Raw genomic sequence first — 12,967 nt, forward strand, 5'->3', positions numbered from 1 at the left:
TATAACCCTGTGTATTTTGGGAGAAAATGTATTCATATATCCATAATGTCCGATAAGATATATTATGTTAAACAAATTGGTTGGTATAGATGTTGTATTAGTGCGATTTTCTTATAGTTTATACTTTTTTGCTTTATTCTTTTGAAATCTGAAAATGTTTTATTTTTTTATGCAGATAAGTTCTTTCAATTTCTAATATTTTTGAAGCTTTTGAAATATTCCACCCTGTTAATTCTAATACTTTTTCGATATAATCTTTTTCGAATATATCCTTTGCATGTTTTAATGGATAAAATTCTGCCATTAAATCTTCTATATTAAGTTTGCTTTGTTGATTATTCGCTTCTGTAAGAAATGGCGGTGCATCGTTCAATGTAATTATACTACTATCTGATAATACTACCATTCTTTCGACAGCATTTTTTAACTGTCGTACATTACCAGGCCAAGAATAATTTATCATTTTCTCCAACAACCCTTTGTCAATTGTTTTTTTCTCAATGCCGTTAGTAACGCATGCTTCATTTATAAAATGCTCAATCAATACTGGAATATCGGTTTTTCTTTCCCTTAGAGGTGGCACGTGTATAGGTACTACGCTTATTCTATAATAAAGGTCTTCCCTGAAGTTATTTGCACTTATTTCATCTTCTAAGTTTTTATTTGTTGCAGTTATTAGTCTGAAATCACTTTTTATTGTTTTGATTGAGCCTACTCTTGTAAATTCACCTGTCTCAAGTACTCGTAATAATTTAGCTTGCAGGTTTATATCCATATCACCTATTTCATCTAAAAATATTGTGCCTTTATCTGCTGCCTCAAATAGCCCTATTTTATCATTTAATGCTCCAGTAAATGCTCCGGCTTCATATCCAAACATTTCACTTTCCATAAGCTCTGAAGGGATGGCTGAGCAGTTTATTTCTACAAATCTTTTACTGCTTCTCTTGCTTAGGAGATGAATTAACCTGGCCACGTGTTCTTTACCTGTTCCGTTTTCGCCGGTAATAAGGACTCTAGCATTAGTTTGTGCTATTTTTTCAATTTTGGCTCTTAATTCTTTAATTTGTGGACTGTTGCCGAGTAAATCATATTTTTTTAAATAGTCTAATTTGTATTCTTTAATATGTTGTGTTAGTTCAATTTTATCTTTTAAGTTCTTTATAACCAATAAAATTCTATCGAGGGATAAAGGTTTTTCCAGAAAATCATACGCTCCGAATTTTATTGATTCTACTGCATTCTCTATATTTCCATGACCACTTATCATTACGACTTCAATTTCTGGAAAATAGCTCTTGATTTCTTGTAATCCGATGACACCATCTTTATCAGGTAGCCAAATATCTAAAAAAACCACATCATATAGTTGGCTTTTTAATTTTTGGAATCCTTCACTAAAATTTATGGAAAAATCGGCACTGTAACCTTCATCTTCCAGTATATCCTTGATTGTTGTACAGATATTTACTTCATCGTCTATAATCAATATTTTCATTTAGCTCTCTATGGGCAAATTTATTATTACTTTAGTATATTCATCTATTTGGCTTTTGACAAATACTTTTCCATTGTGGTTCTCAATTATTTTTTTTACTATCGCAAGTCCTAATCCTGTCCCGCTTGGTTTTGTACTAAAATATGGTAAGAATAGTTTTGATATATTTTCCTCTTTTATGCCGGTTCCGTTATCTTCTATGATTATTTCCAGTAAATTTCCTTTTTTATTTAAATACACTGATATTTTGCCATTATCATGTTTTATGCTGTCAAATGAATTGTTTATGAGATTTAAAAATGCTCTTTTCAACTGCTGTTTATCAGCATTTATCATTATTTCTTCACTGAAGTTAGATTTAAGGTTTAGCTTTATGTTTTTGTCATTTTTTTCGTATAGCTCTAATATTTCACTTATAAGAATTTTAATACCTATCTTCTCTTTATTTATTACATCAGATTTTGAAAAATTACTGAATTCTTGAACAAGAGTATATAATTCATTTGATTCATTAATTATTTTATTCATGCTTTTAAGTATTAAATCTCTTAGTTTATCATTGTCTATGTCATATGCTTTTTTGGCAACTCTTTCCGCATTTAATTTGATTGGTGTTAGCGGATTTTTTATCTCATGAGCTATTCTATTAGCCATTTCCTTCCAAATATTAATTCTTTCTATATTAACAAGCTCAGTAATATCATCAACAACAATAACTATGTTGGTTAATTGATTATAAGTATCAAAGATTTTGTTCAATATAATTGAAAAAGTACGTATTTCACCATTATAATTTATTTCTGTTTGAATATTAGTATTATGTTTTTCGTTTGCTACAAAATCGTCTATAATTTCCTTTAGTTTTTCACTTAAACTATTGTCCTCTATATAACTGTCAGCCATAGTATTTGTTTTTAAAATCTTTTTACTCTCATTAAGAAGAAATATAGCGGAGTTTACATTTTTAAAAATAGTATCAATATATTGCTTATCTTTAGCAATTTGAGAATACATTTCAGAAAGAGTTTTGTTTTTAGCTTTCAATTCTTCTGTATGTTTTTTCAATTTTTCTGCCATTTCATTAAATGCATTCACCAAAATACCTATTTCATCATCTGATGTGGCTTCAATTTTTATATCTAAATCCCCTTTTGATACTCTATCTGCGGCAGTTGCAAGTTCTTCTAGAGGATTAGTAATATTTTTAGCATAGAGTAAACTTCCCCATATTGCCGCAAATATTACTAGTAATGTCATTAAAATAAGTAAAATCTTATAAGAATTTTTTACTGGCTCGGCGAAAAATTTTATTTGACTGTAATTTCTGTAAGAATCTAAAATCTTTGACACTTGCTCTGCTTGGTCTAAAGGGACAAGTTTATATACTATCATTGCTCCAAGAATGATATTATCGCTTGTCAGTGCTGAAACAGGATTACCTACCCAATAAATTTGAGTATTACCTATAAAAGAGTATTTAGCTACTTGTTTCCCTGATATAATTTCATTTAAGACATCTTCATCCACGATAAAGTTTAGGTAGTACTCTTTATCTTCGTGAAGTATTTTTACCATTTTATTGTTATAAATTAAAATTCCGTCAATTTTATTGCCACTTATATATTCCTTACCAAATTTGGTGAGTTCATCGTAATTTTTTTTAAGCATAAACCCTTTAGATGCAATAAGTTTAGACAAAATATCCGTTTGTTCAATCAGATCTCTTTCTACTTGGTTTTGATATTTTTGCATCAAATCTACTGAGCTCTTTAATGCCTGCTCAATTTGAACGTCAAACCATTTGTCAATACTATTATTTATAATGTTGGTAGAAAACACAAACACTACAAATACAGGCAATACTGTTATAGTTATGGAAAAAACTACAAGTTTTGTTTGGATTCTTGTGCCAAATATCGATTTTTTATTCCCCAAAAATAACTTACTCACATTTCTAAATATTACAATTAATAACACGAGGAGAAGGATTATATTGATATTTATAAGCAAAAAAATTGTTATACTGGAGTATAGAGGTATGTCAGTACTTAAAAACCTTGAACTTGCTATATAATTTACAACTACCAGTAAAAATAGTAGAGCTAAATATTTTAGTATATTTTTATTTTTGCCTGTAGTGATATTTTTACCGTTATTATCCATTAAAGTCCAAGGTCAAGTGAGACCTGTTCTATAAGTTTGCTGTCTATGGAATCATTTTTGATTAAATAGGCCTCAAACATCGCATTATCACATATGGTGTTAATTACTCTGGGGATGCCACCAGAAAATCTATAAATTGTTTTTATGGCATCATCTGTGAAAAATACTTTTTTTGCACCTGCAATTTTCAATCTGTGCAAAATGTATGTCTTAACATCTTGTAAATCAAAAGGTTTTAGTATAAATCTCATTGCAACTCTCTGTCTAAGGGGTTCATCAAGTTTCAAATTATCTTCCAATTCCTGCAGCCCGAATAGAACAAAGTTTATAAGTTTGCCTGTCTCATTTTCAAAGTTTAAAATGCCCCTTAGCTCTTCCATTACTTCTTTATTTTTGAGCATTTGTGCTTCATCAAAAATTATTACAACTTTTTTATTGGCTTCAGCCAGCTGACTTAGCCTTTCGTATAGTTTGCTTAACATTGCAGGTTTTTCTTTTGGAATTTCCTGAATTCCTAATTGCATAAGTAATTTTTTTAGTATCCACTCCGATGTTACTTCAGAGTGAACAACAATTATCAAAGCAATTTCATAATTATCTGCATCAAATTCATCCAAAATCAATCGAGCAAGTGTTGTTTTACCGGTACCAATTTGACCGATTACAATGGCAAGCCCTTTATTGTTTTCTATTGCATATTTTAACCTCTTGATAATCTCAGTATGTTCTTTTGATTTGTAAAAAAACTTTATATCTGGTGAATTATTAAAAGGTAGTTCATTAAGCCCGAAAAAATCTTTTACACTCATTATAATAGCCCCTTAATCATAAAAATGAAATTTTCTTTTTTTTCTTCTTCTCATCCCCTCCCCTATTCTCTTCAAATGAAATATCGGTACTTGCATTGTATTTGTCTTTAATATCTCTAAAATTTGGATCCAACCTGTATACTTTTTCAAAATAGTTAATTGCAGTTACAGGGTCATTTTTCATTTCTAATAACAATCCTATCTCATAAAGGGAATTTAATAATTTTTCCTTTTCTTCATAATCGACAACTATCAATTTATGAACATTGACTGCATCATCTAAAAGTCCCATTCTTTTATAGCACTCCGCTAATAAAAAAAGGCTTTCATATTTTTTAGCTCCTGTTGCTGATTTTTTCAATTCGTTAACGGCATCTTCAAAAAGCTCCATTTCCATATATGCTATAGCAAGGTCATAGTGAGTTTCATAATCATCTTCGCTTACCTGCTCGTTAATACTGGCTCTTATGTTATTTGCAATACTCTTAAATTCATAAGTAACTATCTCAGAAATATCAGTTTTTTTATCGTTTTTATCAGATGCAAAATCGGTTTCAGCCAATATTAACTCTGCTGCAATGTTTTTAATGATTTCATTGTCAGGATAAAGTATGATGAGTTGATCAACCTCAGTTCTGGCTTCTTGATATTTTTTATTTTTGATCAGACTTTTTACATATTCTATTTGTTTTGCAAAATTGTCCTCTTCTGGATAATCAGTAGTGTCATCACGTTTTAGTTCAACATCATCAACATTGTCAAAAATGTCACCTATCTCAGTTTCATCGTTGACACCAAACTCATCTAAATTTATTTCTATATCAACATCATCTTTACTAAGTTCAATATCTTCCTTACTCAACTCAATATCATTAACCTCTTCAGGTTGAGAAAAATCGATGTCAATATCAATAGAACTATCATCTACAGTGTTTTTATTCAGTTCAAGTTCTAATGTATCATTATCTTTTGTATCTAAATCCAAATCAAGTGCTACCTTTTCATCACTTGTATCAAATGAAGTAAGCTCAAGGTCAATATCTCCAAAATCTGTATCAGTATCAATATTTAAAATATTTTCACCTTCTGCAAAACTATCGTAAGTTGCCCCAAGCTCTATATCGTTAGATTTTTGATCAGAGTCTGTTGCAGAATATGTAAGCTCGTTAATATACTTCTCTATATTATTTGCTTTTACTGTATCACCTAATTCTTTATAAATATCTGTCAGTTTTTTATAAATATTTAGTTGCAATTCTTTCATTGAACCTTTGGAAGCCAATACAACTAACATATCAAGTATTTCAGGGTCATTGACTTTATCATAAAATACTTCTGCAAGCTTAGGTAAATTTTCTTTGAAATCATATTCAGGTAAGTTTACAATTTCATTAATTTCAAGTTTAAATTCATTCAAATCAAAATCGAGAAGGTAGGATAAAATTGGAAGGTAAATATCATAAGCTCTATATTTTGATTTAATTTTGTTGTAAAATTGAAGGTTAGATTCAAGAGGTTTTAATGTTAGATAATAGGAAAATACCTCGCGATCAAACTCTTCCAATAAAAATTCTTCGGCATATTTGACAAAAATATCGTTTTTTTCACTATTCTTTCTAAAGTAGTCTACTGTATATTTTAAATAGCTTTTAAATTCGCATTCTGATTCTATAGCAGCTTCACAAAAGAACTGCAACGCTTCCGAATCATTATTTTTATGGGCTAATTCAACGCAATAGTGCATAAACTTGCATATATCGTACTTTTTGCCAAACTGTTGTAACTTTTTGATAATCCTTTTGTAATTTAATATGCTGTTTCTATCTATTTCTGCAATCTCTTTTAAAATATCAATTGCTTTATCATCTAACCCTTTTTTCTCATAAATATCAGCCAAGTCATATAACACATCTAATTGCTCAGCCTTTATATTCTTTTTTTCGAAAAGCTTAGAAAGCTTCCTGTACATATCGTATTGCTCTGGAAAAAGTCTGATAATTTTTTTTGTTACAGCGATAGCTCTGTCAACGTATTTATCTTCTTCCATACTGGCAGCGAGTTGTTTGAATATTTCAAGAGATTTAGTTTTATCCCCCATTTTATAATAAATATCGCCAAGAAGATTGGTGGCGTCAAAATCGTTTTTCTCTTGTTCAAGATATTTTTTGCAGGAGGAAAGTGCAGCTTTATAATTTCCCTTAGCGTACAAAGCCTTAACTTCTTGGATTGTTATATTTTTTTCCTTTTTTGAACCAAAAAAGATCATTTTATTCCCACCATCTTATGCATTTGTGGAACGTAATAACAAGTTATACCACTATTATAAAACATTTCCATTATATCACTTAATAATTTAAATTCAACTAAATTATTTTTAGAATGAAGGTAAATTTCATTGAAGTCTTTTTCTTTTAATAACTTTATTACTTTTACCAATTCTTCACTTTTTGTTTTATCGCTAATCACCAGTTTAAAGTAAGATTTATTATTTTCAATAAATTCTGCTCTTTTTAAGTTATCAATATTGTCGTCTATTCCAAAAGTCGATTTTAGTTTTATATCGAGACTAACTATATCCAATTTGTCATATATTTTTTTTAAAATATCTAAATGAAAGCCACTTGTTTCAAGAAAATATTTGGTTTTATTGCCAATCCTATCAATAATAAATTCAACAGCTTCAGACCATAAAAGAGGTTCTCCACCTGTAAAAGATATACTGTGGATACCTTCCAAAATATCTTTATTATTTATTTTATTTACCAAAAAATCGGCACTTATAGGGTTTTTGTATTCTTCATCGATGAAATAAAAATTATCTCTTAATGAATAGTCTGTATCACACCCTTTGCAGTTTATATCACAGCCTGAAAATCTGATAAACAGTTGCCTTGCACCAACATATTTACCCTCGCCTTGCAAAGAGATAAAGATTTCGGATATGTTTATATTATTCAAAATATTCAGCGGCGGCATTCTCACTTTCCCATACTATAACCTTAAACACCAATTCACCAAAATCCTTCTTAAGACGGTTAAATATATACTGTGCCATATTTTCACTGGTGGGATTAACATTTCTAAAATAGTCAATATCATTAAGGTATTTATGATCAAGCTCATCAAGTATATTTTTGAGAGTTTTTTTGAGTATTTTAAAATCAACCAGCATTCCTACGTTGTCAAGTTTATCCCCTTGCAGTATTGCTTCAACTTTCCAGTTGTGACCATGTAAATTTTCACAGTTACCATTATAATTCCTTAGATTATGTGCAGAAGAAAAATACATAAAAGTCTTTACTCTATACATTAAAATACTCCTTTATAATATATTCAGGTATCTCTTTTATTTCACCCGGTTTAAGACCGTTCAATTTTAATTCCCCTATTCTAACTCTTTTCAAGTTTATAACTTTTATTCCAAAATAGTTAAACATATTTCTTATTTGCCTGTTTTTCCCCTCAGTCAGAATGACTCTATACTTTCCTTTTTCTATTTCAGTAATTTTGCATTTACCATAGTTATACTCTACAGTTTTTAACCCATCTTCCAAAGTTAACCTTTCTTTTTCTTTTAAATTTTTACTGACTTCAACAATATATTCCTTTTCAACCTTAAATTTAGGAGTTTGTAACTTATAAATAAGTTCACCGTTGTTGGTAAATAAAATCAAACCTTCACTTTTGTAATCAAGCCTTCCAGAATAAGCTAAATTGTTTTTTTTGAAAAAGTCAAAATCTTTAAGACACTTCCTACCCCGGCTGTCATCATAGCTTGTCAGAACATTTATAGGTTTATAAAAAATGTAATATTTATAATTTGTTAGAGATAAAATATTATCTTCTACTTTGACAATGTCTTTATCTTTTACTTCGTATCCAGGAGCAAGAATTATTTCATTATTCACTTTTACTTGCCCATTGAAGATTAACTCATCTGCTTTTCGTCTCGAGCAATATCCTGTAGAAGCTATAAACTTGTTAAGTCTCATTTGTTATTTTTTAGTTCTTGCCATTCTCTGAATGTGGGCAAATCTGATAGAGAGTTAAGCCCAAAATATTCAAGAAACTCTTTTGTAGTGCAGTAAAGAAGAGGTCTTCCGGGTACATCTTTTCTTCCAACAACCTTAATGAAGTTTCTGTCTAAAAGATTTTTTATAATACCTGAGCTATTAACACCCCTTAAATCTTCTATTTCATTTTTAGTTATGGGTTGTTTGTAGGCTATTGCTGCAAGTGTTTCAAGAGCTGCCCTTGATAGTGCTTCACCTTTTTCACCAAAAAATTCAGCAAGCTCATCAAAGATATTGCTTTCTGTTACCATTTGGTATCCATCAGAGACAGTTCTTATTCTCAAGCCAAGCTCAAGTTCGTTGAACTCTTTTATATATTCTGTAAGCCTATTTTCAAGATTGATGGGATTGTCGGATATTTTGACAAAAAATGTCTTACTTAAAGGTTTTCCTGAAAGGAATAAACTCGCATAAAAAATCTTTTTTTCTTTATTGTCCATATAATGTTACCTTAATATCAGAAAAATTATCAGTTTGGAATACTTGAATAAGCTTAATTTTTACCATTTCCAATACCGCCATAAACAAAACAACTACTTCTTGCCTGTTCTTTGCAAACTTGATTATTTCCGTCCAAAAACATACTTTATTATTACTTAAAAATATTTTTAATTTATCTATCATAGTTTCTATATCAATTATATCTTTTTTGATAGACACATCACTCTCTTTTATAGGCTTTTCAAGCAATTTAAACAGCATATTCGCCAATATATATGGATCTGCTTCTACTTTTTCAAGTCGTGGTAAAAGAATACTCTCCGTTCTTTTTAAAAATCTTCCTGAAAAAAATTCTTTTTCCCGTAATATTTCAGATACATCCTTATAAAAAGAATATTCTATAATTTTTTGTGTTAACAAAAATTTTTCTTGTTCAGGGTCAATATCCTCTTCATCTGCAATACTGTTAGGAAGAAGCATTTTGGATTTTAAATATAAAAGATATGAAGCCATTTGAATAAACTCTCCGGCAATGTTCATATCCAAAGTTTTCATATTTTCAACAGCTTCTACAAATTGGTCAGTAATAATAGATATTGATATATCATAAATACTCATCTCATTTTTATAAATAAGATGAATTAGTAAATCTAATGGTCCTTCAAAATTTTCAAATTTTACTTCAAGAAAGCTATTCATATCCTTAGTATTTTTCGTGCCTTTTCAACCGTATCTTTTGCCACTTCGTTGGCTTTTTGCTGAGATTTGCTTAAAAAATCATCAACATCATCTATAATATTTTCAAATTCTTTTCGTTTATTCTGAATGGGTTCAAGAAAAGCAAGCAAGTTTTTTATAAGAATTTTTTTACAATCGATACAACCGATTCCTGCATTTTTACAACCTTCTGTTACGTAAGATTTCTCTTCTTCATTTGAAAATACTTTATGATAATCGAAAACTGGGCAGATATCGGGGTTACCAGGATCTGTTCTTAATTTTCTATTTGTATCTGTCATCATTGTTTTGATTTTTTTCTCAATAGATTTAAAGTCTTCCGACAGCATAATTGCATTACCGTATGATTTACTCATCTTTCTGCCATCAGTCCCTAAGAGTTTTGGTACTTTTGTCAATAAACCTTCAGGCTCCACAAAGAGCTCACTTTTATATAGAAAATGAAACCTTCTTACAATTTCTCTTGAGATTTCAAGGTGGGGCAGTTGGTCAACCCCTACAGGTACGTATTTGGCATTATAAATAATAATATCAGCAGTTTGCAAAACAGGGTAACTTAAAAAACCAAGATTTGACAGATCCTTATCTTTAACTTCATCACGAATTTCCTTATATGTCGGACATCTTTCAAGCCAGCTTACAGGGGTTATCATAGACAAAAGTAAAAAAAGTTCTGCATGATAAATATTTTTTGATTGTACGAAAAGTGTGGATTTATTTACATCAATCCCAACTGACAGCCAATCCAACAACATCTCTTTTCTAAGAGATACGATATCTTCCGGATTCTCATAATTAGTTGTAAGTGCATGCCAATCGGCTATGAAATAAAAACATTCATACTTATCTTGAAGAGAAACCCAGTTTTGTAAGGCGCCGAAGTAGTGCCCGATATGCAGTTTCCCCGTTGGCCTCATCCCGCTTAAGACTCTATCCATATGCGCTCCTTAAATTAATAATCTTATAACAAAATTTATTATTGGGAATATTAACTTATCAATAATATTTGTAATTAAAAGAAAAATTATAATCAAAAAACCATACCTTTCAGATTGAGAGTATTTGTAGGCAGCATTAAGGGGTAAAAACGATTGTAATATCCTTCCACCGTCAAGAGGCAGGATGGGAATTAAATTAAATATTCCAAGAGCTATATTTATTTGAACAGAAAAAACTAACATCATAGCAACAGGTTTTATAACTTTTTCAAGGATTACAGGTGAAAAATAAACTGATGTCAATACATGAAATAAAATTGCAGAAAATATGGCTAAGAAAAAATTTGATAATGGTCCGGCAAAAGCAACAACAGCAGGGCCGTATTTTCTATATTTGAGCCTTGTAAAATCTACGGGCACTGGTTTTGCCCACCCAAACAACCTTGTTACAAATAAGAAGATTAACCCAAATATATCAATATGTTTGATAGGGTTTAGAGTAAGCCTGCCATGCCTCTTAGCAGTGTCGTCACCTAAAAAATATGCAGCATATCCATGTGATGCTTCATGTATAGTGATAGCAAACAAAAATGGCAATGCCATTATAGATAAGTCTCTAAAAAAAGTATTTATATCAAATCCCATAGGCAGTGAAATTAGCAGATTAGTTTAATCATGTCAAATTATTCATGCATGAGCATATCAACTACTTTTTTAGGTGCTAATCTGTCTTAAATTCCTCCATTGCTATTCTTAAATCTTCTGCCATTTTTTGAATATTGGAAATTGTTTGTGCAATTTCATTTAAAGCTGATGTACTTTCTTCAATACCTGACGAAATAACCTGAGTATTGTCATTTATATTTTTAATTGCCAAGACTTGTTCATTTATTGAAGCAGATATATTAGAATTTGCTTCAAATATCTTGACAACGATTTGATATATATCTTCAAATATTTCCTCTGTTTTAGAGATTGAAATCGTACCTTCCTTAACCTTTTGATTTGCAACAACCATATCTTGAGAAGCATTATCAGATTCATGTTTAAGCGTATCTATTATTGTTTCAATGTCTTTAACAGCGTGCTGAGTCTTTTCAGCAAGTTTTCTTACTTCATCTGCAACCACAGCAAATCCTCTACCATGCTCCCCTGCCCTCGCAGCCTCTATTGCAGCATTTAGTGCTAGTAAATTTGTCTGATCTGCAATATCATCAATTACAGAAAGTATATTATCAATTTCATCAGATGAGCTATTCAAATTTTCGATAGCTGAGCTTAATACTGTTACAATGCTTTCTATCTCTTTTATGCTTTTTACAGAGTCTTCTATCTGTTTTTTACCTTTCTTTACGCTCAGCTCTGATTCATTTGTCAAACTATTTACATCATTTAACCTTTGTAAAATTTCATCAGAAGTAACGGTAATCTCTTCAGTTGCAGAAGCAACAGACACTACCTGAGCCGATTGTTCATTAAAAGTTACAGTCAATTCTTCAGTAGCAGATGCTAATTGCGTATTTCCAGAAGCAACATTTTCTGCACTCACTTTAACTTTTGTGACTACATTGCTTAGTTTTTCTATAAAATTGTTAAAGTATACTGACATATCCCCGACTTCATCATTAGAAATTTTTGGGATTTTAACGGTAAGGTCAGCACCTTTTTCAGAAGCATCTTTGAGAAATTCTTTCACAACATTAATCCCTTTTGATATTTTATTTGAAAAATAATAATTCAATACAATAACTATGAGCAAAATAATAAAAGCAGTTATAAAAACCTTAACAGAGATAGTTTTCCTTATAGAAGCTGTTGTTAAAATAACTTTATTGGCTGTATCTTCAATATCATCCACATAAATTCCAGTGCCAAGCCACCAACCCCACTTTTCCAAAGGGATAACATAGGCATATTTTTCTACATCTTTATTTTTAGATGGTTTTGGCCATAAATATTTATAAAAGCCACCACCTTTTTTAGCAATCTCTATTAGGTCTTTTATCAGGAATCTTCCCGATTTATCTTGAATATTAATCAAATTTTTACCTTCAAGTTCAGGTTTTGCAGGGTGAAGAATGTTTACTCCGTCAAAATTATAAATAAATATATAGCCGTCACCTTTATCAAATCTAAAGCTTCTTAAAATTTCTTTAACTCTTTCCTGGTTGACTTCTGTCCTAATCGGGTCATCCATTTTATCGTTTTCGTATATCCTTTTGATTAAACCATAGGCTATATCAATATAATTTTTTAGCTCAATACTTTTTGAGTCATACATCGCTTTTTCAAATTTCGCAATGATAT

General features: G+C 30.3%; 12 protein-coding genes. All 12 read right to left on the bottom strand.

The window, feature by feature from the left end:
• Positions 1–133: 133 nt before the first annotated feature.
• Complete coding sequence (locus tag LF845_RS04100) at positions 134–1,498, bottom strand: sigma-54-dependent transcriptional regulator (RefSeq protein ID WP_242819730.1); 1,365 nt, start codon at positions 1,496–1,498, stop codon at positions 134–136.
• The gene (locus LF845_RS04105) at positions 1,499–3,661 is read right to left on the bottom strand and encodes a sensor histidine kinase (RefSeq protein ID WP_242819731.1); all 2,163 of its coding nucleotides are present in this window, start codon (positions 3,659–3,661) and stop codon (positions 1,499–1,501) included.
• Positions 3,661–4,470: an ExeA family protein gene (locus tag LF845_RS04110; RefSeq protein WP_242819732.1), complete on the bottom strand. Its 810-nt coding sequence runs from the start codon at positions 4,468–4,470 to the stop codon at positions 3,661–3,663. The genes LF845_RS04105 and LF845_RS04110 overlap by 1 nt, the downstream gene beginning before the upstream one ends.
• Positions 4,471–4,486: 16 nt before the next feature.
• Entirely contained in the window at positions 4,487–6,736 is a 2,250-nt protein-coding gene (locus tag LF845_RS04115) for a tetratricopeptide repeat protein (RefSeq protein ID WP_242819733.1), read from the bottom strand.
• Complete coding sequence (locus LF845_RS04120; protein WP_242819734.1) at positions 6,733–7,446, bottom strand: 7-carboxy-7-deazaguanine synthase QueE; 714 nt, start codon at positions 7,444–7,446, stop codon at positions 6,733–6,735. The genes LF845_RS04115 and LF845_RS04120 overlap by 4 nt, the downstream gene beginning before the upstream one ends.
• On the bottom strand, positions 7,421–7,780 hold the full coding sequence (gene queD, locus LF845_RS04125; RefSeq protein ID WP_242819735.1) for a 6-carboxytetrahydropterin synthase QueD: 360 nt from the start codon (positions 7,778–7,780) through the stop codon (positions 7,421–7,423). The genes LF845_RS04120 and queD overlap by 26 nt, the downstream gene beginning before the upstream one ends.
• A complete protein-coding gene (locus LF845_RS04130; protein WP_242819736.1) occupies positions 7,773–8,462 on the bottom strand; it encodes a pseudouridine synthase in 690 nt (229 codons plus the stop codon). The genes queD and LF845_RS04130 overlap by 8 nt, the downstream gene beginning before the upstream one ends.
• The gene (gene scpB, locus LF845_RS04135; protein WP_242819737.1) at positions 8,459–8,983 is read right to left on the bottom strand and encodes an SMC-Scp complex subunit ScpB; all 525 of its coding nucleotides are present in this window, start codon (positions 8,981–8,983) and stop codon (positions 8,459–8,461) included. The genes LF845_RS04130 and scpB overlap by 4 nt, the downstream gene beginning before the upstream one ends.
• Positions 8,973–9,683: a segregation and condensation protein A gene (locus LF845_RS04140; protein WP_242819738.1), complete on the bottom strand. Its 711-nt coding sequence runs from the start codon at positions 9,681–9,683 to the stop codon at positions 8,973–8,975. The genes scpB and LF845_RS04140 overlap by 11 nt, the downstream gene beginning before the upstream one ends.
• Entirely contained in the window at positions 9,680–10,660 is a 981-nt protein-coding gene (gene trpS, locus LF845_RS04145) for a tryptophan--tRNA ligase (RefSeq protein ID WP_242819739.1), read from the bottom strand. Before trpS ends, LF845_RS04140 begins: the two co-directional genes overlap by 4 nt.
• Before the next feature lie 9 nt (positions 10,661–10,669).
• On the bottom strand, positions 10,670–11,305 hold the full coding sequence (locus LF845_RS04150; RefSeq protein ID WP_242819740.1) for a site-2 protease family protein: 636 nt from the start codon (positions 11,303–11,305) through the stop codon (positions 10,670–10,672).
• Between the two features lie 76 nt (positions 11,306–11,381).
• The gene (locus LF845_RS12010) at positions 11,382–12,965 is read right to left on the bottom strand and encodes a methyl-accepting chemotaxis protein (protein ID WP_341352893.1); all 1,584 of its coding nucleotides are present in this window, start codon (positions 12,963–12,965) and stop codon (positions 11,382–11,384) included.
• Positions 12,966–12,967: the final 2 nt, after the last annotated feature.

It is taken from the genome of Deferrivibrio essentukiensis (assembly GCF_020480685.1).
Taxonomy (GTDB): Bacteria; Chrysiogenota; Deferribacteres; order Deferribacterales; family Deferrivibrionaceae; genus Deferrivibrio; species Deferrivibrio essentukiensis.